This is a genomic window from Microbacterium foliorum (assembly GCF_003367705.1).
Lineage (GTDB): Bacteria > Actinomycetota > Actinomycetes > Actinomycetales > Microbacteriaceae > Microbacterium > Microbacterium foliorum.
In genome coordinates, this window is record NZ_CP031425.1 from 2033243 (window position 1) to 2057623 (window position 24381).

The following is a 24381-nucleotide window of genomic DNA, read 5'->3' on the forward strand; positions in this document are numbered from 1 at the left end:
TCAGATCGCGAAGCCGAGTGCGCGCATCATGTCGCGGCCGTCGTCGCTGATCCGCTCGGGACCCCACGGCGGCATCCACACCCAGTTGATGCGGAAGCGATCCACCACGCTCTCGAGAGCCTGAGCAGTCTGATCCTCGAGCACGTCGGTGAGTGGGCAGCCGGCGCTGGTCAGCGTCATGTGGATGACGAGAGCGTCGTTCTCGTCGTCCCACGCGAGATCGTAGATGAGTCCGAGGTCGACGACGTTGATCCCGAGTTCAGGATCCATGACGTCTTTGAGAGCCTCGGTGACCTCGTCGTACTTCGCGTCGGTGAGCGTCGCTGTCATGCCGTTCAGCCTACGCCTCGATGGGGGCGGCGGGGTCGAGGAAACGGTCGTATCCCTCGTCCTCGAGCCGGTCGGCGAGCTCGGGGCCACCCTCTTCGACGATCTTGCCGGCGACGACCACGTGCACGAAGTCGGGGCGGATGTAGCGGAGGATGCGCGTGTAGTGCGTGATCAGGAGCACGCCGAGACCGGTGGACTCCTTGGCGCGGTTGACGCCCTCGGAGACGATCTTCAGCGCGTCGACGTCGAGGCCGGAGTCGGTCTCGTCGAGGATCGCGAACTGCGGCTTGAGGACCTCGAGCTGCAGGATCTCGTGGCGCTTCTTCTCGCCGCCCGAGAAGCCCTCGTTGACGTTGCGCTGGGCGAACTTCGGGTCCATGCGCAGGTTGGCCATGGCCGCCTTGACGTCCTTGGTCCAGCCGCGGATCGCGGGAGCCTCACCGTCGAGAGCCGTCTTGGCCGTGCGGAGGAAGTTCGTGACGGTGACGCCGGGGATCTCGACCGGGTACTGCATGGCGAGGAACAGTCCGGCACGGGCGCGCTCGTCGACGGACATCGCGAGGACGTCCTTGCCGTCGAACGTGATGGACCCCGATGTCACGGTGTACTTGGGGTGACCGGCGATCGTGTACGCGAGCGTCGACTTGCCGGAGCCGTTCGGCCCCATGATCGCGTGCGTCTCACCGGTGTTCATGGTCAGAGTGATTCCGTTGAGGATCGGGGTCGTCCCCGCATCGGTCTCGACCGTCACGTGGAGGTCGCGGATTTCGAGAACAGACATCAGATTTCCTTCGTCACAGTCGGGTCGATGAGCACGTCGTCACCGTCGATCTCGACGATGTAGACGGGAACCGGCTCATAAGCGGGGAGGTTGCCGGGTTTGCCGGTGAGCAGGGAGAACGCCGAGCCGTGGGCCCAGCATTCGACCGTGTCGCCCTCGACGAAACCCTCGGACAGCGAGATCTCGCCGTGGGTGCAGGTGTCGCCGATGGCGTGGATCACGCCTTCCGCGTCCTTGATGACGGTGATCGGGACACCGCTCGGCTCGACGCGGATCGGCATGTCCTGCTCGAGCTCCGACACGCCGCACACGCGCTCCGCGCTCACGCGCTCACCTCGGAGAGCTCGGTCTCGATGGCGGCGAGAAGCTCGGACTCGAGTTCGGGGATGCCGAGGCGCTGCACGATGTCGGTGAGGAAGCCGAGCACCACGAGGCGGCGCGCTTCCTCCTCGCTGATCCCCCGGGCCTGCAGGTAGAACAGCTGCTCGTCGTCGAAACGGCCCGTCGCGCTGGCGTGACCAGCACCGAGGATGTCCCCGGTCTCGATCTCGAGGTTCGGGATCGAGTCGGCGCGGGCGCCTTCGGTGAGCACCAGGTTGCGGTTGGCCTCGTACGAGTCGGTGCCCGTCGCATCGGCGCCGATCAGCACGTCGCCGATCCAGACGCTGTGCGCGCTCTCGCCCTGCAGAGCACCCTTGTAGAGGACGTCGCCCTTGGTGTGCGGCCCCTTGTGGTGCAGGTAGACCTGACTCTCGAGGTGCTGGCCGGCGTCGGCGTAGGACAGACCGTAGAGATAGCCCTCGGAACCGGCCCCGGCGAGCTCGACGCTCGGGTTCACGCGCACGACGCCTCCGCCGAAGCTGATCACGAAGTGCTTGAGCGTGGCATCCGCGTCGACCCGCGCCTGATGTGCGGACGCGTGCACGGCCTCGTCCTGCCACTGCTGCAGGCTGATGACGGTGAGTGCGGCGCCGTCGCGCACGATGATCTCGACGTTCTGCGAGTACTGGGCGGCACCCGTGTGCTGCAGCACCACCGTGGCGGAGCTGTGCTCGAGCGCCTCGATCACGATGTGAGCGTCGGCGCGCAGCTGGGCGCCCAGTCCCTCGACGGAGACGAGGATCGGCTCAGCGACCTCCTCCTCGCGCGGGATCCGGATGTGCAGCGCGTCGGTCGCGCCCTGCCATGCGACGGCCGCCGTGACGTCCTCGGCGAGGAAGACCTCACCACGAGGCGCGGTGCCCGCGGGCAGGGGCGCCGCGACGTACTGGTCACCGGAGCGGAACAAGTAGCTCACGCCCTCTGCCGTCGCCGCCACCTCGAACAGGGAGGAGAGCTTGGCCACCGGAGTGTGCTTCCAGTTCACCTCACGACCCGTGGGCGATCCGAAGTCCGCCGGGTCGAACGAGTGGGGGCGCTCCGAGCGGGTCTGCACGGGCACGAACCCGGCATCCGAGACCTGTGCCGCGGGGTCGATGTGCGCGTTCGTATGCTGCGCCTCGCTGGGCGCCGTCGTCGAGGCCGCCATTTAGCCGACCGATCCTTCCATGCCCATTTCGATGAGCTTGTTGAGTTCCATCGCGTACTCCATCGGCAGCTCGCGCGCGATCGGCTCGATGAAGCCGCGCACGATCATCGCCATGGCCTCGTCTTCGGGCATGCCGCGGGACTGCAGATAGAAGAGCTGCTCCTCGCTGACCTTCGACACCGTGGCCTCGTGACCGAGCTGCACGTCGTCGACGCGGATGTCGATCGCCGGGTAGGTGTCGGATCGCGACTTGGTGTCGACGAGCAGAGCGTCGCATCGCACCGTGTTGGCGGAGTGGTGCGCGTTCGCGTCCACCCGCACCTCGCCGCGATATCCGGCACGTCCGCCGCCACGGGCGATCGACTTCGACACGATCGACGACTGCGTGTACGGCGCCATGTGGATCATCTTGGCGCCCGCATCCTGGTGCTGGCCGGGTCCGGCGAAGGCGACCGAGAGCGTCTCGCCCTTGGCGTGCTCGCCCATCAGGTAGATCGACGGGTACTTCATCGTCACCTTGGAGCCGATGTTGCCGTCGACCCACTCCATCGTCGCGCCCTCGTGCGCGACCGCACGCTTGGTGACGAGGTTGTAGACGTTATTCGACCAGTTCTGGATCGTCGTGTAGCGAACGCGGGCGTTCTTCTTCACGATGATCTCGACGACCGCCGAGTGCAGCGAATCCGACTTGTAGATCGGCGCCGTGCAGCCCTCGATGTAGTGCACGTAGCTGTCTTCGTCGGCGATGATCAGGGTCCGCTCGAACTGCCCCATGTTCTCGGTGTTGATGCGGAAGTACGCCTGAAGCGGGATCTCGACGTGGACGCCCTTGGGGACGTAGACGAACGATCCGCCCGACCAGACGGCCGTGTTCAGCGCGGCGAACTTGTTGTCGCCGGCGGGGATCACCGATCCGAAGTACTCCTCGAAGAACTCGGGGTGCTCGCGCAGCGCGGTGTCGGTGTCCATGAAGATGACGCCCTGCTCCTCCAGATCCTCACGGATCTGGTGGTAGACGACCTCGGACTCGTATTGCGCCGCGACGCCGGCGACCAGACGCTGACGCTCGGCCTCGGGGATGCCGAGACGCTCGTAGGTCTCCCGGATCTCGGCAGGCAGGTCCTCCCAGGACTGCGCCTGCTTCTCCGTGGAGCGCACGAAGTACTTGATGTTGTCGAAGTCGATCTCACTGAGGTCGGCGCCCCAGGTGGGCATCGGCTTGCGTCCGAAGAGCTGGTACCCCTTGAGACGGGTGTTCAGCATCCATTCGGGTTCGTGCTTGAGCGCCGAGATCCCGCGGACCACCTCTTCCGAGATGCCACGCTTGGCGATCGCTCCGGCGGCGTCCGCGTCGTGCCATCCGAATTCATACACCCCCAGGCCGTCAAGCTCCGGGCGGTCGATCAGCACATCCGACATCACACACTCTCCTCACAGGTCCCAAACGGTGTAATCCGCCCCGACACACCTGATCCCCGTCGAGTCTGCGGGAGCGGGTGCCGTTGGTGGGCCCTCATCACCGGCGCATCCATCGCGCCTAAACTGTTGACGATGCATCAGCGCGGTCAGCGCTCATCGCAACAATCCGATTCTACAGGTTCCGCCTGAAGACAGGGCCGCTCGCCGTGTCCGGCGCGGTTCGGAGAGACTTATGCCCCAGCCCTCGATCGCCACCCCCACGAACTCCCCCGGCGCGCCGTCGACGCACGCGATCCTCTGGGGACGTGCGCTGCGGATCTTCGCCTGGCTGTCCTTCCTCGCTCAGACGATCATCATCGGCACCGGCGGCGCGGTGCGCCTCACGGGCTCGGGGCTCGGATGCTCGGAATGGCCGCTGTGCACACCGGAGTCCCTCGTACCGATCTATGCCGATCAGGGCATCCACGGCATCATCGAGTTCGGCAACCGCGTCATGACGGGCGTCGTCGGCGTCATCGCCCTCGCGGTGCTGCTGCTCGTGCTCGCGCGCGTCGGCGGTCGTCGCCTGGTCTTCTCGGCTCTGCTGTTCGCCGCCGCGGGTATCGTCGCGGCCGGAATCGTCTTCGCAGTCGTGTCGCTCTTCTCACTGCCTGCGACGCCGTTCGCGATGGCGGCCCTGCTGGCCATCGTGATCGCGGCGACGGTGAGATCGGTCAGGCTGACCACCGACAGACGCGACCTCGTGATCCTCGCCTGGATCGTCCTGATCGGCGTCGTCGCGCAGGCGCTGGTGGGCGGCATCACCGTGCTCACCGGCCTGAACCCCTTCATCGTCGGATTCCACTACGTGTCGTCGCTGCTCCTGGTCTGCGTGACCGCAGCGTTCCTCGTGCGGCTGTACGCCTTGCCGGGACCCCGCGTGAGCGCTGTGCCGAGGTGGTTCGCGATCCTGAGCCACGTCACGGGTCTCGCCCTCGCCGTCACCATCGTGTTCGGAGTGCTCACCACCGGCTCCGGCCCGCACTCGGGCGACGCCGACGTCTTCCGCCACGGCTTCGACGCGACCGTCCTCGCGCACGTGCACGCCTGGCCCGGCTACATCCTCGCTGCGCTGGTCGCCGCGCTGACGATCTCTGCCTGGGTGCTGCGCCTGGCGCCGCGCCGGTGGCTGCTCTTGCTGGTGATCGCGATCCTCGTGCAGGTCGGCGTCGGCATCTGGCAGGCCCGCGAGGGACTTCCGCCGCTGCTCGTCGGCATCCACATGGTGCTCGCCTCGCTGTCGGCCGCGACCTACACGGTGGTCGTGCTGCACCTGAAGAGGCCGGTCACCGCGGACGACTGAGGCGGGTAGTCGGTCCCGATCCGCGAACCGGGTCATGGTCGGCACAGTAGATGCATAGCCGGAACATCAGAAGCACACCGGTTCGTCGTGCAACGTGGCCCGCATGAACAAGTCACTGACACGCAGCATCGGCTTCTGGCTCCTCCTCGTCCTCTCGCTCGCGTCCGCGGGCGTCGGCGGGTGGATCATCGCCGGACAGCTGGGCACGATGACCAGCACCCTGCTCGACGGCACCGCGACGGGCATCGAGGTCTACGTCGGACAGTCGCTCGTCGTGGTCGGCGCCGCGCTGCTCGGCGCGGGCGTCATCGGCCTTCTGATCTCCGTCGCACTCGTCGCGGTGCAGGCTCTCGTCCCTTCCACGACGCCGGTCGTCGTCGAGCCGATCGACTGGACTGCAGAGTCATCCGAGCCGGGTGAGAGCACGGTGGCGACGGATGCCGCGGAGCCGACCGTCGACACTCAGGTAGAGAAGGCGGATGCCGACGACGAAGGTCAGAACGGAAGCAGCGGGTCGACCGCCACAGCCACGAAGATCAGCGTCAAGTAGGTGATCGAGGCGTGGAAGACCCGCATCGGCCGCGCCTCGTTCCCCCGTACCGCCTGGTTGTACAGACGGTGCGACTCGTAGATGAACCAGCCGCCGAAGACAGCGGCGGACACACCGTAGACGAGGCCCATGCCGGCGATCGGGATCAGCAGCAGCGAGCAGGCGACGGTCGCCCAGGCGTAGAGGATCACCTGGAGTCCGACCTGCGAAGCATTGCGCGTGACGCCGAGCATGGGCACGTCGACGTCTTCGTAGTCGTCCTTGTACTTCATCGAGAGGGGCCAGTAGTGCGGCGGCGTCCAGAGGAAGATGAGGGCGAAGAGGATGAACGCGGGCCAGTCGAGCGACCCGGTGACGGCAGCCCAGCCGATGAGCACGGGGAAGCATCCGGCGATACCGCCCCAGATGATGTTCTGCTCCGTGCGGCGCTTGAGGATCATCGTGTAGATCACGACGTAGAAGAAGATGGCGGATGCCGACAGCGTCGCCGCGAGCCAGTTGGTCGTGAACCACAGCCACACGGTGGAGAGCACGGCGAGCGTCCACGAGAAGATCAGCGCTCCGCGCGGAGTGATCTCTCCCGTCACGAGAGGACGGTTCTCGGTGCGGTGCATGTGCGCGTCGATGTCACGATCGAGGTACATGTTGAACGCCGCGGCGGACCCGGCGCTCAGGGAGCCGCCGATCACCGTGGCGATCACGAGCCACATGTCGGGGAGACCGCCCTGGGCGAGGAACATCACCGGAACGGTGGACACCAGAAGCAGTTCGAGGACGCGCGGCTTGGTGAGGGCGACGTACGCCTTCACAGTACGACCGATGGACTTCTTCACAACGGTCTGATCAGACATCGTTGAGATCTCGATCCCCTCCTCCACACGCGTCACGACAGCTTTTCCATTCTAGGGCACGCGCGCGCCGTGGCCGCCCAGGGCTCCCGCGCACGCAGCCTGTGGAGAACCGCCCCGCCGTGCTCCGCGATCTGGGTACCGTGTGCGGGTGCACCGTCGACCACTCATCCCGTTCCTCGCTCGCCGTCGTCTTCTCGGTCGCGGGTTGCGCGCCGCCTGCCCCCTCCCCTGCCGCGACGACGACGACGTTCGCGAGCGACGAAGAGGCATTCGCCGCCGCAGAAGAGACGTACCGGGGGTACATCGCCGCCTTCAACGACGTCGATCTCACGAAGCCTGAGACGTTTGCACCGGTATTCGTCTTCACCACGGAGAGTTACTCTGCGGATGAGCGAAGACAGCTGTCGGAGATGCACGCCGAGGGTTACGTCCGCGGTGGTGACATCGTCGTCGTCTCGTTCGATCCTTTGACCGCGACCGAGGAAACCGTTACGGCCAGAGCGTGCACGGACACCAGCCAGACGACATTCACCGACGCACATGGAGTCTCTCTGGTGCCCCCGGACCGGCCGGACCACGTATACGTGGAGCTGACCTTCACCTCCAGCACACCGGCGGCGCTTCTGGATACGTCCGAGGTCGTGACGGGCGAATCATGCGCGCCATCGGAGTGATCGCGATGCTTGCTATGACCGGCTCGATCCTGCTGCCCACAGCCCAGGTCGTCGTCGCCAAGACGTGCACCGCGGCGGAGCAGTCGACCTACGGATGCGTCGGCGGAGGCAGCATCGTCACCGTCACGGAAACGCGCCGGACGCCCGGCCGGGACGCCGAGCCCCGGTCGCAGCGAACCGACGCCGGGCACGAGAACCCCGGCGAGACGACCGCGCCCTTCGTCTGCGTCTTCGACGCCCTGTTGCTGCCGCACTGCGTCGCGATCGAAGCGCACCCGCCGCGTCCCGGTACCGATGCGATGCCGTCTCTGAGCGTCTCCGATCTCGCGGGGTTCGCGCCCGCGACCGCCCGCGTCGCGGCGGAACCGGACAACGTCGGCGTCGCCGGCCTGCCGACCAACTTCCTGTCCGCCGCTCAGGTGCACACCCGCACGGGCGAGCTCTTCGGCACTCCAGTACGCGTGCGGTTCACGCCGGTGGGCTACGACTACGAGTACGGTGACGGCTCGTCCGCGACGCTCACGGCGGCCGGCCGGAGCTGGCGGGATCTCCGTCAGGCGCAGTTCACCGCGACACGCACGAGTCACGTCTACTCGCACCGCGGCACTTACAGCGCCGAGGTCGACATCCGATACACCGCCGAGGTCGACCTCGGCACCGGCTGGCTCGACGTGATCGGCGAGCTGCGCAGCGAGGGCGAACCGCAGGAGATCACGGTGCACGAGGCGCGGACCGCGCTCGTCGCGAGAACCTGCGGCGAGAATCCGGCCGCGCCCGGGTGCTGAGGAACCGTGTTCCAGCGATCGTGATCCGCAGTCCAGGACTCGCCGTGATCGGTCGTCGGCACATGGAATTCCTGAGCCGGCGATGCGTTGTAAGAAGCGGTAACGGGTCACACCACGGCGCTATGCTGAAATGACTCGCGCGACCGGCGCACATCACATACCCCTCATGAGAGTTGCGGTCTGCGGTGGTGCTCTCCGGTCGCTCTCGAACAGTTGCAGAAGGGCTTCACAGTGTCGGAATTGCAGTGGGATGAGATCGACCGGCGCGCGGTGGACACCGCGCGTCTGCTGGCAGCGGATGCCGTCGAGAAGGTCGGGAACGGCCACCCCGGTACCGCGATGAGCCTGGCTCCCGCCGCGTATCTCCTCTATCAGCGCGTGCTGCGCCACGATCCGACCGACACCGACTGGCTCGGCCGTGACCGCTTCATCCTCTCGGTCGGACACTCGTCGCTCACCCAGTACGTGCAGCTCTACCTCGGCGGCTTCGGCCTCGAGCTCGACGACCTCAAGGCACTGCGCACCTGGGGATCGCTCACCCCCGGACACCCCGAGTACGGTCACACCAAGGGCGTCGAGATCACCACGGGGCCGCTCGGCCAGGGTCTCGCCTCCGCCGTCGGATTCGCGTACGCCGCCCGCTACGAGCGCGGCCTGTTCGACCCCGAGGCGCAGCCGGGTACGAGCCCGTTCGACCACTTCGTGTACGTGATCGCGGGTGACGGCGACCTCCAGGAGGGCGTGACGAGCGAGGCCTCCTCCCTCGCGGGCCACCAGGAGCTCGGCAACCTCATCGCCATCTACGACTCCAACCAGATCTCGATCGAGGACGACACGAACGTCGCCTTCACCGAAGATGTGGCCAAGCGCTACGAGGCGTACGGCTGGCAGGTGCAGATCGTCGACTGGAAGAAGACCGGCGAATACGTCGAGGACGTCGCGGAGCTCAACGCGGCGATCGAGACCGCCAAGGGCGAGACCTCGAAGCCGTCGCTCATCATCCTGCGCACGATCATCGGATGGCCGTCGCCCGGAAAGCAGAACTCGGGCAAGATCCACGGCTCCGCCCTCGGTGGCGACGAGCTGGCCGCGACGAAGAAGGTTCTCGGGTTCGACCCCGAGGAGCACTTCGTCGTCGCCGACGACGTTCTCGCACGCACCCGCGGACTGGCGGACCGCGCCGCCGAGGCACGCGCCGCCTGGCAGACCTCGTTCGACGCATGGGCCGCCGCGAACCCCGAGCGCAAGGCGCTCCTCGACCGCCTCGAGGCGAAGGAGCTTCCCGCGGACATCGCCTCGGCGCTCCCGGTGTTCGAGAGCGGCAAGGACGTGTCGACGCGCGCGGCGTCTGGCCAGGTCATCAACGCACTCGCCGCCGAGCTTCCCGAGCTCTGGGGCGGTTCGGCCGATCTCGCCGAGTCCAACCTCACGACGATCAAGGATGCGAAGTCCTTCATCCCGGCCGAGTGGTCGACCCACGAATGGTCGGGCGACCCCTACGGCCGCGTGCTGCACTTCGGCATCCGCGAGCACGCCATGGGCGCGATCGTGAACGGCATCGTGCTGCACGGTCCGACGCGGGCCTTCGGCGGCACCTTCCTCATCTTCAGCGACTACATGCGTCCCCCGGTGCGCCTCGCCGCGCTGATGAACGTCCCCAGCATCTTCGTCTGGACGCACGACTCCGTCGCCCTGGGCGAGGACGGCCCGACCCACCAGCCGGTCGAGCAGATCGCGACGCTCCGCGCCATCCCGAACTTCACCCTGGTGCGCCCCGCCGACGCCAACGAGACCTCGGCCGCCTGGCTCGAGATCCTGCGCCGCCACGAGGGCCCGGCAGGCATCGCCCTGACCCGTCAGAACATCCCGGTGTTCGAGCGCGGCCAGAGCGACGCGTCCGGTGACGTGTTCGCCTCCACCGACGGTGTCGCCAAGGGCGCATATGTCCTCGCCGAAGCTCCGAACGGCACGCCTGATGTGATCATCATCGCGACCGGATCCGAGGTGCAGCTCGCCGTCGACGCCCGCGCGGCACTGGCCGACGAAGGCATCAACGTGCGCGTCGTCTCCGCTCCCTCGCTGGAGTGGTTCGACGAGCAGGACGAGGCGTACCGCGAGTCGGTCCTGCCGAAGGCCGTCACCGCCCGCGTCTCGGTCGAGGCGGGTTCCGTCCTCAGCTGGCGCGGCATCGTGGGCGATCGCGGCCGTTCGGTCGGCATCGACCACTTCGGCGCCTCCGCCGATTACAAGACACTTTTCGAGAAGTTCGGCATCACCACCGAGGCCGTCATCGCGGCCGCACGCGAGACCATCAAGGAGAACGCATGAGCACCCCCACCGCAGACCTCGCCGCAGCCGGTGTCAGCATCTGGCTCGACGACCTGTCCCGCACCCGCATCTCCTCCGGCAACCTGGCCGAGCTGATCGAGACCCGCAACGTCGTCGGCGTCACCACCAACCCGACGATCTTCGCGAACGCGATCACCGACAAGAACAACACGTCGTACGACGCTCAGGTCACCGAGCTCGCCGCCTCCGGCGCGACCGCCGAAGAGGCCGTCTTCGCCGCGACCACGCAGGACGTCGCTGCGGCCCTGGATGTCTTCCGTCCCGTGTGGGAGAAGTCGGGTCACGTCGACGGCCGCGTGTCCATCGAGGTCTCCCCTGACCTCGCACACGACACCGAGGGCACCGTCGCTTCCGCCAAGGAGCTGTGGGCCAAGGTCGACCGCCCGAACCTGCTGGTCAAGATCCCCGCGACGAAGGCGGGCCTCCCGGCGATCACCGAGGCCATCGCATCCGGCATCAGCGTCAACGTCACGCTGATCTTCAGCCTCGAGCGCTACGCCGAGGTCATCGATGCGTACCTCACCGGTCTCGAGCGGGCGCACAGCGCCGACTTCGACCTGTCGAGCATCCACTCGGTCGCGTCGTTCTTCGTGTCGCGTGTCGACACCGAGACCGACAAGCGTCTGTCCGCGATCGGCACCGACGAGGCCGAGGCACTGAAGAGCAAGGCGGGGCTCGCCAACGCCCGTCTCGCCTACGAGCTCTTCGAGCAGAAGTTCGCGGAGAAGCGCGCTCAGGACCTCATCAAGCTCGGCGCCAACGCGCAGCGTCCGCTCTGGGCGTCGACCGGCGTCAAGGACCCGGCTCTGCCCGACACGCTCTACGTCACCGAGCTCGTCGCGAAGGACGTCGTCAACACGATGCCCGAGAAGACGCTCGAAGCGACCTTCGACCACGGCGTCGTCTCGGGAGACACCATCACCGGCGGCTACGAGGAGGCTCGCGAGGTCTTCGCCGGACTGGCCGCGCTGGGAATCGACTTCACCGACGTCACCCAGGTGCTGGAGGACGAGGGCGTCTCGAAGTTCATCGATTCGTGGCATGACCTGCTCACGCAGGTGGCCGAGGCCCTCGAGGCCCAGCGATGACCTTCGCGATCCACGCCTCCGGGGCGGCTCGGGTCGCGATCGATGAGACGGTTCCCGCGCTGGTCCACGACCTGATCGCGTCGCGCGTCACCGGCGCGGACTCGGCGCTGTGGGGTCCTGACGCAGAGTCCGAGGCATCGATCCGGCTCGGCTGGGTCGAGGCGGTGTCGGTGTCTCGCCCCCTGGTGGCCGAGATCGAGGCGCTGCGGGCAGATCTGCACGCCAAGGGCGTGACGCGGGTCGTACTCGCCGGGATGGGCGGCTCGTCGCTCGCCCCCGAAGTGATCGCTCAGACCGCCGGGGTACCGCTGACGATCCTCGATTCGACCGCGCCCGGGCAGGTTCTGGCGGCGCTCGACGAGGGCCTGGAGTCGACGGTCCTCGTCGTCTCCTCGAAGTCCGGTTCCACCGTCGAGACGGATTCGCAGCGCCGCACCTTCGAGGCGGCCTTCCGCGACGTCGGCATCGACCCCGTCGACCGGATCGTCGTCGTCACCGATCCGGGCTCGCCGCTCGACGACTCGGCCAGGGACGCGGGGTACCGCGTCTTCAACGCCGATCCGAACGTCGGAGGACGCTACTCGGCGCTCACCGCCTTCGGGCTGGTCCCCGCCGGTCTCGCGGGAGCCGACATCGACGAGCTGCTGAACGAGGCCGAGGCCTCGTTGCTCGAGGTCGCGGTCGATTCGGCCGACAACCCGGCTCTCCGTCTCGCCGCGGCCATCGCCGCGACGACTCCCCGACGCGACAAGCTCGGCCTGATCACCGACGGCACGCACATCAAGGGGCTGCCGGACTGGATCGAACAGCTGATCGCCGAGTCCACGGGCAAGGACGGCACCGGCATCCTGCCCGTGGTGCTGCTTCCTGTGTCGCCGGAGCTGGATGCGAAGCCGGCCGACCTGCAGGTCGTGCGCCTGGTCGACGACGCGAACGAGTTCCACCTTCGCGAGCGGCACGAGGGAGAGATCCTCGTCAGCGGCTCGCTGGGCGCTCAGATCATCGTGTGGGAGTACGCCACCGCGATCGCCGGTTACCTGCTCGGCATCAATCCGTTCGACCAGCCCGATGTCGAGTCGGCCAAGGTCGCGGCTCGCGGTCTGCTCGACGCGCGTCCCGCGCCGACCGAGCCCGCGTTCGTCGAGAACGGCGTCGAGGTCCGCGTCTCCGACCCCGCACTCGCTGTCTCAAGGACGGTCGAGGGCGTGCTCGACGCGCTCTGGGCGCGGCTCGCCGATGACGGTTATGTCTCGATCCAGGCCTACGTCAACCGACTCGACGTGCCGCAGCTGCAGGGGCTCCGCGAACTCGTCGCCGCCGATTCCGGTCGCCCGACCACGTTCGGCTGGGGTCCACGGTTCCTGCACTCCACCGGTCAGTATCACAAGGGCGGTCCCGCACAGGGCGTGTACGTCCAGATCCTGGAGCGCACGGATGTCGATCTCGAGATCCCGGAGCGCCCGTACACGTTCGGTCAGCTCCTCGAGGCTCAGGCCGCCGGCGACGCCGGTGTCCTCGCCGAGCACGGCCGTCCGGTCGTCTCACTGACGATCACCGATCCGTCGGCCGACGTCCTCACCCTCTTCGAAGCAGCTCAGAAGTAACAGCCAGGAGAACCTCCCACCGATGTCTGTTCCCATCTCGCGCGGGCACAACCCGCTGCGTGACCCCGATGATCGCCGCCTCAACCGGATCGCGGGGCCCAGCGCCCTCGTGATCTTCGGCGTCACCGGAGACCTGTCACGCAAGAAGCTCATGCCCGCGGTCTACGACCTCGCCAACCGCGGACTCCTTCCGCCCGGATTCGCCCTCGTCGGGTTCGCCCGTCGCGACTGGGAAGACCAGGACTTCGCGAAGGTCGTCTACGACGCCGTCAAGGAGCACGCGCGCACCCCCTTCCGGGAAGAGACGTGGGCTCAGCTGCTCCAGGGCATCCGGTTCGTGTCGGGCGAGTTCGACAACCCCGATTCGTTCCGCAAGCTCCGCGAGACGGTCGATCAGCTCGATGTCGAACGCGGCACGATGGGCAACCACGCGTTCTACCTGTCGATCCCGCCGAAGTCGTTCGCCGTCGTCGCGCAGCAGCTCAAGGACTCGGGTCTCGTCGGTGCGAACGACGATGACGACGAGCGCTGGCGTCGCGTCGTCATCGAGAAGCCGTTCGGGCATGATCTCGAATCCGCGCGCGAGCTGAACGCCGCCCTCGAGGTCGCGTTCTCTCCGGATTCGATCTTCCGCATCGACCACTACCTCGGCAAGGAGACCGTCCAGAACATCCTGGCGCTCCGCTTCGCCAATGAGCTCTACGAGCCGATCTGGAACCGCAACTACGTCGACCACGTGCAGATCACGATGGCCGAGGACATCGGCGTCGGCGGACGCGCGGGGTATTACGACGGAGTCGGAGCCGCGCGCGACGTCATCCAGAACCACCTTCTGCAGCTTCTCGCGCTCACCGCCATGGAAGAGCCGATCAGCCTGTCCGCGGAGCACCTCCGCGCCGAGAAGGAGAAGGTCCTCGCGGCAGTGCATGTGCCGGACGACCTCTCACTCGCGACCGCTCGCGGACAGTACGCCGGCGGATGGCAGGGTGGCGAGCAGGTCACCGGATTCCTCGACGAAGACGGCATGAACCCGCAGTCGGCCACCGAGACCTACGCGGCCATCAAGCTCGAGATCGACACCCGTCGCTGGTCTGGGGTCCCGTTCTACCTGCGCACGGGCAAGCGTCTCGGCCGCCGAGTCACCGAGGTCGCCGTGGTGTTCAAGAAGGCGCCCGAGCACCTCTTCGGACGCTCGAACACGGCGGAGCTGGGGCAGAACGCCCTCGTCATCCGCGTGCAGCCCGACGAGGGCGTCACGATCCGTTTCGGCTCCAAGGTCCCCGGCAACGGCACCAATGTGCGCGACGTCACGATGGACTTCGGATACGGACACGCCTTCACCGAGGCGAGCCCCGAGGCGTACGAGCGTCTGATCCTCGACGTCCTTCTGGGTGACCCGCCCCTGTTCCCGCGACACGAGGAGGTCGAGCTCTCGTGGAAGATCCTCGACCCCGTGGAGGAGTTCTGGGCCGCCGAGGGCGGTCCGGTCGACCAGTACGCACCCGGCTCCTGGGGTCCGGCATCCGCCGATGACCTTCTGGCCCGCGACGGACGAGTGTGGAGACGCCCATGATCATCGATCTTCCCGACACGACCGTCAGCCAGGTCGCCAAGCAGCTGGTCAAGGTGCGCGAAGAGGGCGGCGCGGTCGCTCTCGGCCGCGTGCTCACGCTCATCATCTCGGCCCGAAACGGCGTGGCCGAGGCGGCCATCGACGCGGCGAACGATGCGTCGCGCGAGCACCCCATGCGCGTGATCGTCGTCACCACCGGTGACGGCGACGCACACCTCGACGCGCAGATCCGCGTCGGCGGCGACGCCGGCGCCAGCGAGGTCGTGGTGCTCCACGCCTACGGTGACGCGGCGAGCAACGAGGAGAGCCTGGTCACCGGGCTGCTGCTTCCCGACGCTCCCGTCGTCGCCTGGTGGCCGGAGGAAGCACCGGCCGCACCCTCGGAGTCCCCGCTGGGCAGGATCGCGCAGCGACGCATCACGGATGCCGCGACCGCCCCCGACGTCCGCGATCGGCTCGCGCTCCTCGGCGAGACGCACGCCCCCGGTGACACCGACCTCGCCTGGACGCGTCTGACGTACTGGCGTGAGCAGCTGGCCGCCGTGCTCGACCAGCCCCCGTACGAAGAGGTCACGGCTGTTGAGGTCCGAGGCGGTTCCGCCTCTCCGTCGACAGCTCTGCTCGCGGCGTGGCTGCAGATGGCGCTCGACGTCCCGGTCACCTGGTCGTACGAGGATCCGGAGCACTGGCAGGAGGGCATCAAGGGTGTGCGTCTGCACCGCGAGTCGGGCGACATCCTGCTCGAGCGCCCGACGCCGGGTGCTGCCGTCCTCACCCAGCCGGATCAGCCGGACCACGACCTGCATCTCCCCCGGCGCACCCTTCGCGAGTGTCTCGCCGAGGAGCTGCGCAGGCTCGACCCTGACGTCCTGTACGGTCGAGTGATCACCGAGGGCTGGGAGAAGCTGGGCCCGCCCAAGACAGGAGAATGATGTCGACGCAGACAACGTCCGCGGAGAAGCGCGTCGTGGTCGAGGCCACCCCTGAGGCTCTCGCCACGAGCGTGGCCGACAGATTCCTCACCCGGTTGCGCGCTCGCACGCGAAACGGTCGGATCGCCCACGTCGCCCTCACCGGGGGATCGATGGGCGGGGCCGTGCTGCGAGCGACCCTCCGAAACCCGAGGTCGGCGCAGATCGACTGGTCTCTCGTGCATTTCTGGTGGGGAGACGAGCGGTTCGTCGCGCGCGACGATGCCGATCGCAACGCCCTCCAGTCCCGGGAGGCGCTGCTCGATCACATCGCCGTTCCCGAGGAGAACGTGCACGAGGTGGCGGCTTCCGGAGAGGGCCTGACCCTCGACGAGGCGGCTGCGGCCTACGCCGCCGAGCTCGCGAGGTTCGGCACCTCCGAGCACCCCTGGCCGTCGTTCGCGGTCTGCTTCCTCGGGGTCGGTCCCGATGGTCACATCGCCTCGCTCTTCCCCGACCGCACCGAGGTCACGGTGACGGATGCTGCCGCACTCCCCGTTCGCGACTCCCCCAAGCCGCCGCCCGAGCGCGTGACGCTCACCCGCCCGGTGCTCAATGCCTCGAAGCGGGTGTGGCTGGTGCTCACGGGGGCCGACAAGGCGTCGGCACTGGGCCTCGCGCTCGCAGGGGCCAGCTACACGAACGTGCCCGCAGCGGGTGCGAAAGGACGCAAGCGCACGGTGTTCTTCGTCGACGAGGCCGCGGCCTCGGAGGTGTCGCCGGACCTCATCGATCCGGCGTACTGACGCGGTCGAACGCGACGGCGCTGACGCGCTCAGGCCTCGGGGTTCTCCTCGGGGCCTTTCGCGTCGCTGCCCCGGGTGATGCCGAGGTCCTGACTGTCGCTCAGCACCTGAGGGTGGTAGCGGGCGAGTCCCACGACGCCCCACACGGCGATCGCGCCTGCGACACCGAAGATCACCAGGACCCACGGCGGAGCGGCGGCAGCCTCCCCCAGCACGACCATTCCGATGAGCACTGCGATGAGCGGATCGACGACCGTCAGGCCGGCGATCACGAGGTCGGGAGGGCCGGAGCTGTAGGCGGTCTGCACGAAGTAGGCGCCCACGGCTGCCGCGGCGATCAGAGCGATCACGCAGATCACTGTGATCCACTCGAAGTTGCCGGCTTCGATCCGGTTGATCACGGCCTTCGCGAGGGTGGCGACGAAGCCGTAGAGGATGCCCGCGCCGATGACGTAGAAGAGCGCGCGCATGCGGCGACGGAGGACGAGCCAGCAGGCCCCGAGCACGATGATGACGACGAGCAGGATCGCCAGGATCGTGAAGAGCTCGGTGTCGGCGATCTCCTTCTCGGTCGCGAAGATGGCGGCGAAGAAGACGAAGAGGAAGATCCCGCCCACACAGCACACGATCGCGGTGATCGACTGCCTGGTGGGTGAGTGTCCGGAGATCCGCGCGTTCAGCAGCGTGGTGATCACGAGCGCGATGGCGCCGAGCGGCTGCACGACGATCAGCGGAGCCTGCGAGAGCGCGGCGAGCTGGCACACGATGGCCAGTGCGAGCATCACCGTGCCCGCCAACCACGACGGACGGGTGAGGAGCGCCCTGATCTGGCCGGCGCTCAGACCGCTGGTGCCGTTCGCCCCGCTCAGACGCTCGACCTTCTCCACTCCGCGATGCTGGTACTGCGCACCGAGCGACATGAAGACGGCACCCGCCAGCGCCAGCGGGATGCCGAGGAGCAGCTTGGGGTTCTGAAAGACGCCAACCAGCTGCTCTGTGACGTCGTCCGCCCCAGTCATCCATACGGAGATGCTCACGCTAAGACCCTACCCGGGGATACGCGCCGAGTAGGGTTATGGCGTGGCTGTTCTTCCTATTCGCATCATGGGCGACCCCGTCCTGCACTCCCCCGCCTCCCCCGTCGACGAGATCACCGACGACATCCGCGTCCTCGTCGCCGACATGTTCGAGACCATGGACATCGCTCCTGGCGTCGGGCTCGCCGCCCCACAGGTCGGCGTGCCACTGCGCCTGTACACGTACTCCTACGTCGATGACGACGATCAGCCCTGGCGCGGGGTCATCATCAATCCCGAGCTGTGGATGGTGCCGCTCGAGCCGGGCGAACCCGATGACGAGCTCGAGTCCGAGGGATGCCTCTCGTTCCCCGGCGAGCGATTCCCGCTGCGCCGCTCCGAGCGGGTGCGGGTGACGGGGATCGACCTCGAGGGAGCCCCGGTCGAGATCGCCGTCGACGGATGGCGGGCGCGCATCATGCAGCACGAGTTCGATCACCTCGACGGCATCCTCTACATCGACCGCCTGTCGGACGGCGACTGGAAGATCGTGCAGAAGATCGCCAAGAAGCGCGGCTGGGGCAAGCCGGGCGCCAACTGGATGCCGGGCGTCGACGATCTCGAAGGCTGACCCGCCTTTCAGCCCAGTCAAAGACTTCTCCGAGTTGCATCACAGACTCGCGGACGGATAGCGTTCTGGAGGCGGCATATCGGTATGCCCGCCCACGACGCTCTGGAGGGGACATCATGATGAAAATGCGCACGCGACGCGCACTGGCGCTGGCAGGTTCTGCGGTGGCGCTGTCGGTCGCTCTGACCGGCTGCAGCGCAATCAACGGCATTCTCGGAGGAGGTGCCGGCGACGCGGATCGCGACGAGGAAACCGGACAGGTCACCGAGAGCTCGAACATCGACATCTTCGCGCTCAAGCTCGGCGACTGCAAGATGGCCAGCGCCTCCGGTCTGATCGAGGATGCCGATGTCGTCCCGTGCGACCAGCCGCACGATGAAGAGGTTTACTACGAGATCACGATGAAAGACGGCGAGTTCTCCGAAGAGGACGTCGACACCGCCTCGCAGGAGTGCATCGGCGACGCGTACACGAGCTTCATCGGCGTCGCGTACGACGATTCCGCACTCGAGGTGTACCCGATCACCCCGACGCAGGACACCTGGGACCAGCTGAACGACCGCGTCGTGCAGTGCGTCGTCACCGACCCGGCAGGCCAGACCACCGGCTCCCTCAAGGGCGCCGCGCGCTGATCCCCGCTCGACGAAAGAAGGCCCCGTCATCGACGGGGCCTTCTTTCGTCGTCCGCCCTGTTCCGCCGTGACGGCAGAGCTCCGGTGGAAAGGGAAAAGCCCCTCCGAAGAGGGGCTTCTCATTGGCTCCCCGGCTTGGACTCGAACCAAGAACCTGCCGGTTAACAGCCGGCTGCTCTGCCAATTGAGCTACCGAGGAATGTGCTCCGCTGCGCGGGCAACTCGTCAATCCTAGCAAACTCCGAAGCATGCTCGTGACACGGGCCGCACATCGGGCGTGTCGCTTACGACCCCGCTCAGAGCCCCGAATCCGCCTCGGCGTTCGGCGCCCAGAGCAGGTCCTTGCCCACGCCGCGCGCCACCACATGCCCGCCGCGGAGCATGAGGGTCTCGGCGTTCAGCTCGCGGATGAAGTCGGCGTCGTTGGTGACGAGCAGCGCACCCATGCCCAGTTCCTTGCGGCGTCGTGTGATCGCGTCGAACACCACCGGCCTGACCTCGAGGTCGAGGTTGGCGAGGATCTCGTCGGCGATCAGCACCCGCGGCTCGAGCACGAACGACCGGGCGATCGCGACCCGCTGGCGCATCCCGGCGCTGAGCTCATACGGGAACTTCGATGCCGTGCCGAGCGGGAGATGCAGCTCGTCGAGCAGCGTCGCGACCCGGATCGACAGCGCCTTCGCGTTCACGCGCTTCTCGCGCATCAGAATGGGCTCCGCGATCACCTCGTTGACCGTGAGCTGGGGCGGAAGGTCCGCACCGGCCCCCTGGGGCACGAAGCCCGTGCGGTAGGTGAGCACCCGATGCTTGCGCCCCGGACGGCGGATGTCGACGCCGCAGACCTGCGCGCTCCCTCCGACGACCCGGACGGAGGCATCGGTCGAGCCTGCCAGTGCGGCCACGAGCGTGGACTTGCCCGACCCGGTCGGCCCCGCGACGCAGATGAGCTCACCGGGCGCGAGCGAGAAGCTGACTCCGTCTATCGCGCGGGTGGGACCGCTGTGGCCCACGCGGTCGATCACGAGGTCTGAGCTGTCGATCGCGTTCGTCGACTCGGGGCGAGAGGCCATTCCTCCATCCTGCACTGCCGCACAGGACCGGGGCCGTTACGACTCGGTGAACCGCTGACGCTCGACGTCGATGTCCCGCAGACGCATCCGCAGCGCACGTCCTCCGTCGGAGTCTGCCGGCACCCGCTGCACGGCACCGAGCAGCTCCTCCTTCTCCTGCTGAAGGCTCCGCATGATCAGACGACGGGCGAGGTCGGTCGTCGACGCGACAGCACCCTCTTCGTTGCGCGCGGGGAACGGCGTCATCAGCAGCTCCCCCGCGAGTGAGCGGTACGGCTCGCGCACCGAGTTCACGGCATCCGTCACCCAGCCCGATCGGGTGCGATCGGGGGCGGCGGCGACAGCCTCTCGCACGGCATCGAGACCCGGCGTGCGGAACGGAGCACCGAGCGCGCGTGCGAGCAACGCCTGATCGACCTGGTGCCCGTACTGCAACGCCCCCATCAATGCGTCGCGCTCGACGGCGACGTCGGCGGTGCGGGGCAGGTTCGCGAGCGTCACCGGTGCGAGCGCAGAGCTCGCCCCGGACTCGGATGCGGTGTCGTGCCGGGTGACGGTCTCGTGGCGCGACGTCTGCGCTCCCCCGCGAGCCGCCCGCTCGACCTCGCTGTGCACCTCGGTCGGATCCATGCCAAGGCGGCGGGCGAGGACGCGCTCGTAGCCGGGGCGCAGCAGGCGGTCGCGGATCTCGGCGACGATCGGCGCCGCGGCGCGCAGGGCACCGACCCGCCCCTCGACGGTGGCGAGATCGAAGCCGCTCAGCTTGCGGTCGATGGCGAACTCGAACATCGGCTGCTTGGTCTCCATGAGAGAGCGCACGGCGGCATCGCCGCGCTGCAGTCGCAGATCGCAGGGATCGAGACCGTCCGGTGCGACGGCCACGAACGTCTGCGCGTTGAAGCGATCGTCTTCGGTGAACGCCCTCAGGGCCGCCTTCTGGCCGGCCTCGTCACCGTCGAACGTGAAGACCACCTCGCCCGAGGCGTTGTCGTCGCCCATGACCCGCCGCAGTACCTTGATGTGATCGGTGCCGAAGGCCGTTCCACAGGTGGCGATCGCGGTGGTGAGACCCGCCAGATGGCACGCCATCACATCGGTGTAGCCCTCGACCACCACGACCCGACGTGGGTCGCCACGGGCGATGTCGCGCTTGGCGAGATCGAGACCGTACAGCACCTGCGCCTTCTTGTAGATCGGGGTCTCGGGGGTGTTCAGGTACTTCGGCCCCTGGTCGTCGTCGAACAGCTTGCGAGCGCCGAATCCGATCGTCTGCCCTGACACGTCGCGGATGGGCCACACCAGGCGGCCGCGGAACCGGTCGTACACTCCGCGCTGACCCGTGGAGACGAGGCCGGCCGTGCTCAGCTCCTCGCGGGTGAAACCCTGCGCCGTCAGCGCCTTGAGCATCTTGTCCCAGCCGCGTGGGGCGAAGCCGACGCCGAAATGCGCGGCCGCTCCGGCGTCGAAGCCACGCTCACCCAGGAAGCGACGTCCCTCCTCGGCATCCGCGGTGAGCAGCTGCCCGCGGAAGTACTCCGCCGCGGCCGTGTTGGCGGCGTACAGGCGGCTGCGTCCGCTCGTCTCCGGTGCAGATCCGCCGTCTTCGTAGTGCAGTGCGAGGCCGACGCGTCCGGCGAGGCGCTCGACGGCTTCGGTGAAGCTGACGTGGTCCATCTCGCGGAGGAACGAGTAGACGTCACCCGATGCGCCGCATCCGAAGCAGTGGTAGTAGCCCACCTGGGGCCGCACGTGGAAACTCGGGCTCTTCTCGTCGTGGAACGGGCAGAGTCCCTTGAGTGACCCCACTCCCGCCGACTTGAGCGCGACACGCTCTCCGACGATGTCGGCGATGTTCGTGCGCGCCTTGACCTCGTCGACGTCGGCCTGGCGGATGAGGGGCATCAGCCCACCTCTTCGACGACGACCCGACGGGGTGCGTGCGAGGTCGCCCCCGGTCGGGCGTGCCGCGGCGTCCAGATGCCGACCTCGGCCGGATCGATCTCGCCGACGAGCCTGTTGTGCCAGTCGATCGCGCTCTGGTCGGTGAGACTCGCGATCTGATCGACGATCACGCGGGCGCGCTCCGCATCCGTCGTCGCCGCCATGAAGTCGGCCGAGAAGGCCGGCTCGAGCACATCCGCTCCCGCAGACCACAGGGCATCCGTCGACCAGAGCGCATCGGCGAGCCGCTTGAGCACGCGACGCTGCTCCTTGTAGACGCCCTTGCGGGCATCGATCGTGACGATCGCCTGCCCCATGATTCCCTTGAGCACGGCGATCTCGGCGTCGATCACCCTCGGCACGACGACGTGCGCGTTGTACCGAACGAGAGCGGGTCCCGCGTAGGCCTCCCGTGTGGCCGACACCGCCGCGCGGGCGAACCTGCCGATGAAGTCGCTCGTGAGGTTCTTGAGTCGGGCGAGATCGCGACGGGACCGATCGAACGACCCCAGCCACATCGGCTGCGACGCGAGTCGGTACAGCGCGTCGGCGAGCTCGTCGCGGGTGAAGTCATACCCCACCCACTGCTGGATGCGGTCGATCAGCGCGTCGTGCTCACGCGGATCCGAGAGCTGGGCGACATCGACGTAGCCGTTGAGGATCGCGTCTTCGAAGTCGTGGACCGAGTATCCGATGTCGTCCGAGAGATCCATCACCTCGGCCTCGATGCAGCGCAGCCGTCCCGGAGCGCCCTCGCGCATCCACCGGAATACCGCCTCGTCGTCGGGGTACACACCGAACTTGAGGCGACCGCCGGGATCGGGGACGGGGTGGTCGACAGTCCACGGGTACTTGCACGTCGCATCGAGACTCGCCCTGGTGAGGTTGAGCCCGACGGACTGCCCGTCGTCGTCGATGGCCTTGGCCTCGAGCCGGGTGAGGATGCGGAGGGACTGCGCATTGCCCTCGAAACCGCCGATCGGCTCGGCCCACTCGTTGAGCGCCCGCTCGCCGTTGTGTCCGAACGGAGGATGCCCGAGATCGTGGCTGAGGCACGCCGTGTCGACCACATCGGCCGAGATGCCGAGCTCCGTCGCGAGTTCACGGCCGACCTGCGCGACCTCGAGCGAGTGCGTCAGGCGGTTGCGAGCGAAGTCCGCCGTGCTGGCCGGGCTCAGCACCTGCGTCTTCGCGGCGAGACGGCGCAGCGCCGCGGAGTGCAGAACCCTCGCCCGGTCGCGAGCGAAGTCGCCGCGCGCAGAGCGATGGGTCTCGGCGAAGAAGCGCTCGGCGTCACGGGGGTCGTAGCCGTCCGATCGACCGCCTGCTGTGTGTGCCTGAGGATCAGCCGCCACTGTTCTCGATCTCCGCCCCTCGCATCATCTCGGATGCCGACGCCGCGAGCTCCCGCGACTCCAGCCACTTGTCCGGCAGCGCAGGCCGCTTCGGGCGACCCGAACGACCGCGCTGCCCCTCGGCATCCGCACCGGGGTAGGGAGCGCTGTGGTCGAGCTGCCCGAGCAGGTCGTCGATCTCGGCGAGGCTCGACGCCGTCGCGAGGCCGGTGCGGATGTCGCCGCCGACCGGGTACCCCTTGAAGTACCAGGCGACGTGCTTGCGGACATCACGGCATCCGCGGTCCTCGTCTTCGAAGAACTCGACGAGCAGCTCGGCGTGGCGACGGAAGGCGTCCGCCACGAATCCGAGAGTCGCATCGACGGGGTGGGACTCTGCTCCGAAGGCCTCGGCGAGTTCGCCGAACAGCCAGGGACGACCCAGGCAGCCGCGTCCGACGACCACGCCGTCGCAGTCCGTCTGCTCCATCATGCGCACCGCGTCAGCGGCAGACCAGATGTCGCCGTTGCCGAGAACAGGGACGCTGGTCACGGCCTGCTTGAGCTCGCCGATCGCGTTCCAATCGGCGAAGCCGGAGTAGAACTCGCTCGCGGTGCGGGCGTGCAGAGCGATCGCCGAGACCCCCGCATCCTCCGCCGCCCGGCCGGCGTCGAGGAAGGTCAGGTGGTCGGGATCGATGCCCTTGCGCATCTTGATGGTCAACGGCACGTCGCCCGCGGCCTTCACGGCCTGTGTGACGATCTGCGAGAAGAGCGAACTCTTCCAGGGCAGCGCGGCCCCGCCGCCCTTGCGTGTGACCTTGGGCACAGGGCAGCCGAAGTTCAGGTCGATGTGGTCGGCGTGATCCTCGGCGACGATGATGCGCACGGCCTCGGAGATCGTGTGCGGATCGACGCCGTAGAGCTGGATGGAGCGCGGGGTCTCGGACTCGTGGTGGCGGATGAGGCGCATGGTCGTCTCGTTGCGCTCGACCAGCGCACGGGACGTGATCATCTCGCTCACGTAGAGGCCCGCGCCGTACTCGCGGCAGAGGCGACGGAACGCCGTGTTGGTGATGCCCGCCATGGGTGCGAGGACGACCGGCACGTCGAGAGCGATCGGACCGATGCGAAGGGTGCGAGCGGAGGCGGTGGCGAGAGTCATA

General features: G+C 67.7%; 23 protein-coding genes and 1 tRNA gene. 12 read left to right on the plus strand and 12 right to left on the minus strand.

Going from position 1 to position 24381, the window contains the following annotated elements; all coding sequences use genetic code 11:
* Genes DXT68_RS09535 through sufB form a run of 5 tightly spaced genes read right to left on the minus strand, consistent with a single transcriptional unit; the run spans nucleotide 1 to nucleotide 4058 of the window.
* Nucleotides 1–330, minus strand: coding sequence for a metal-sulfur cluster assembly factor (locus tag DXT68_RS09535; protein WP_045254566.1), 330 nt, complete (start codon nucleotides 328–330; stop codon nucleotides 1–3).
* Nucleotides 331–340: 10 nt separating this feature from the next.
* Nucleotides 341–1111: a Fe-S cluster assembly ATPase SufC gene (gene sufC / locus DXT68_RS09540; RefSeq protein WP_045254567.1), complete on the minus strand. Its 771-nt coding sequence runs from the start codon at nucleotides 1109–1111 to the stop codon at nucleotides 341–343.
* Nucleotides 1111–1437, minus strand: a complete 327-nt coding sequence (locus DXT68_RS09545; RefSeq protein ID WP_045254568.1) for a non-heme iron oxygenase ferredoxin subunit — start codon at nucleotides 1435–1437, stop codon at nucleotides 1111–1113. Before DXT68_RS09545 ends, sufC begins: the two co-directional genes overlap by 1 nt.
* Entirely contained in the window at nucleotides 1434–2639 is a 1206-nt protein-coding gene (sufD, locus tag DXT68_RS09550; RefSeq protein ID WP_045254569.1) for a Fe-S cluster assembly protein SufD, read from the minus strand. Before sufD ends, DXT68_RS09545 begins: the two co-directional genes overlap by 4 nt.
* Nucleotides 2640–4058 carry a Fe-S cluster assembly protein SufB gene (sufB, locus tag DXT68_RS09555; protein WP_045254570.1) on the minus strand — a complete coding sequence of 473 codons (1419 nt, stop codon included), beginning with the start codon at nucleotides 4056–4058 and terminating at the stop codon, nucleotides 2640–2642. It abuts the gene before it with no gap.
* A 232-nt stretch (nucleotides 4059–4290) separates the two neighbouring features.
* On the opposite strand from sufB, the gene DXT68_RS09560 reads away from it, so the two are divergent.
* Nucleotides 4291–5400, plus strand: coding sequence for a COX15/CtaA family protein (locus tag DXT68_RS09560; RefSeq protein WP_045254571.1), 1110 nt, complete (start codon nucleotides 4291–4293; stop codon nucleotides 5398–5400).
* Between the two features lie 103 nt (nucleotides 5401–5503).
* A complete protein-coding gene (locus DXT68_RS09565) occupies nucleotides 5504–5950 on the plus strand; it encodes a hypothetical protein (RefSeq protein ID WP_208856523.1) in 447 nt (148 codons plus the stop codon).
* Here DXT68_RS09565 and DXT68_RS09570 read toward each other — a convergent pair.
* Nucleotides 5896–6801, minus strand: a complete 906-nt coding sequence (locus DXT68_RS09570) for a heme o synthase (RefSeq protein WP_045254670.1) — start codon at nucleotides 6799–6801, stop codon at nucleotides 5896–5898. The genes DXT68_RS09565 and DXT68_RS09570 overlap by 55 nt on opposite strands.
* A 119-nt stretch (nucleotides 6802–6920) precedes the next feature.
* Here DXT68_RS09570 and DXT68_RS09575 point away from each other — a divergent pair, with 119 nt between their 5' ends.
* The 8 genes from DXT68_RS09575 (at nucleotide 6921) to pgl (ending at nucleotide 16591) form a co-directional block, all read left to right on the plus strand.
* Entirely contained in the window at nucleotides 6921–7475 is a 555-nt protein-coding gene (locus DXT68_RS09575; RefSeq protein WP_052677765.1) for a hypothetical protein, read from the plus strand.
* Nucleotides 7457–8260, plus strand: a complete 804-nt coding sequence (locus DXT68_RS09580) for a hypothetical protein (protein WP_052677766.1) — start codon at nucleotides 7457–7459, stop codon at nucleotides 8258–8260. Before DXT68_RS09575 ends, DXT68_RS09580 begins: the two co-directional genes overlap by 19 nt.
* 231 nt (nucleotides 8261–8491) lie before the next feature.
* Nucleotides 8492–10588 (plus strand): transketolase, encoded by a 2097-nt coding sequence (gene tkt, locus DXT68_RS09585; protein WP_045254673.1) that lies wholly within the window; start codon nucleotides 8492–8494, stop codon nucleotides 10586–10588.
* Nucleotides 10585–11697, plus strand: coding sequence for a transaldolase (gene tal, locus DXT68_RS09590; protein ID WP_045254572.1), 1113 nt, complete (start codon nucleotides 10585–10587; stop codon nucleotides 11695–11697). The genes tkt and tal overlap by 4 nt, the downstream gene beginning before the upstream one ends.
* A complete protein-coding gene (locus DXT68_RS09595; RefSeq protein ID WP_045254573.1) occupies nucleotides 11694–13301 on the plus strand; it encodes a phosphoglucose isomerase-related protein in 1608 nt (535 codons plus the stop codon). Before tal ends, DXT68_RS09595 begins: the two co-directional genes overlap by 4 nt.
* A gap of 22 nt (nucleotides 13302–13323) precedes the next feature.
* Complete coding sequence (gene zwf / locus DXT68_RS09600) at nucleotides 13324–14874, plus strand: glucose-6-phosphate dehydrogenase (protein ID WP_045254574.1); 1551 nt, start codon at nucleotides 13324–13326, stop codon at nucleotides 14872–14874.
* Entirely contained in the window at nucleotides 14871–15806 is a 936-nt protein-coding gene (locus tag DXT68_RS09605; protein ID WP_045254575.1) for a glucose-6-phosphate dehydrogenase assembly protein OpcA, read from the plus strand. Before zwf ends, DXT68_RS09605 begins: the two co-directional genes overlap by 4 nt.
* The gene (gene pgl, locus DXT68_RS09610; RefSeq protein WP_115760486.1) at nucleotides 15806–16591 is read left to right on the plus strand and encodes a 6-phosphogluconolactonase; all 786 of its coding nucleotides are present in this window, start codon (nucleotides 15806–15808) and stop codon (nucleotides 16589–16591) included. Before DXT68_RS09605 ends, pgl begins: the two co-directional genes overlap by 1 nt.
* A gap of 29 nt (nucleotides 16592–16620) precedes the next feature.
* Here the strand turns inward: pgl and DXT68_RS09615 are convergent, their stop codons facing one another.
* Nucleotides 16621–17610: a DMT family transporter gene (locus tag DXT68_RS09615; RefSeq protein ID WP_045254577.1), complete on the minus strand. Its 990-nt coding sequence runs from the start codon at nucleotides 17608–17610 to the stop codon at nucleotides 16621–16623.
* Between the two features lie 61 nt (nucleotides 17611–17671).
* On the opposite strand from DXT68_RS09615, the gene def reads away from it, so the two are divergent.
* On the plus strand, nucleotides 17672–18238 hold the full coding sequence (gene def, locus DXT68_RS09620; protein ID WP_082068961.1) for a peptide deformylase: 567 nt from the start codon (nucleotides 17672–17674) through the stop codon (nucleotides 18236–18238).
* A gap of 125 nt (nucleotides 18239–18363) precedes the next feature.
* The gene (locus DXT68_RS09625; RefSeq protein WP_244268200.1) at nucleotides 18364–18870 is read left to right on the plus strand and encodes a septum formation family protein; all 507 of its coding nucleotides are present in this window, start codon (nucleotides 18364–18366) and stop codon (nucleotides 18868–18870) included.
* A 123-nt stretch (nucleotides 18871–18993) separates the two neighbouring features.
* On the opposite strand, the gene DXT68_RS09630 is transcribed toward DXT68_RS09625, so the two are convergent.
* From DXT68_RS09630 to dusB, 5 genes are all read right to left on the minus strand, one after another.
* Nucleotides 18994–19069: transfer RNA gene (locus tag DXT68_RS09630), tRNA-Asn, on the minus strand.
* Between the two features lie 97 nt (nucleotides 19070–19166).
* Nucleotides 19167–19940 (minus strand): ATP-binding cassette domain-containing protein, encoded by a 774-nt coding sequence (locus DXT68_RS09635; RefSeq protein ID WP_045254580.1) that lies wholly within the window; start codon nucleotides 19938–19940, stop codon nucleotides 19167–19169.
* A 36-nt stretch (nucleotides 19941–19976) separates the two neighbouring features.
* Nucleotides 19977–21842: a DNA primase gene (gene dnaG, locus DXT68_RS09640; protein WP_045254581.1), complete on the minus strand. Its 1866-nt coding sequence runs from the start codon at nucleotides 21840–21842 to the stop codon at nucleotides 19977–19979.
* The gene (locus tag DXT68_RS09645) at nucleotides 21842–23236 is read right to left on the minus strand and encodes a deoxyguanosinetriphosphate triphosphohydrolase (RefSeq protein ID WP_045254582.1); all 1395 of its coding nucleotides are present in this window, start codon (nucleotides 23234–23236) and stop codon (nucleotides 21842–21844) included. Before DXT68_RS09645 ends, dnaG begins: the two co-directional genes overlap by 1 nt.
* Nucleotides 23226–24380, minus strand: coding sequence for a tRNA dihydrouridine synthase DusB (gene dusB / locus DXT68_RS09650; RefSeq protein ID WP_045254583.1), 1155 nt, complete (start codon nucleotides 24378–24380; stop codon nucleotides 23226–23228). Before dusB ends, DXT68_RS09645 begins: the two co-directional genes overlap by 11 nt.
* Nucleotide 24381: the final 1 nt, after the last annotated feature.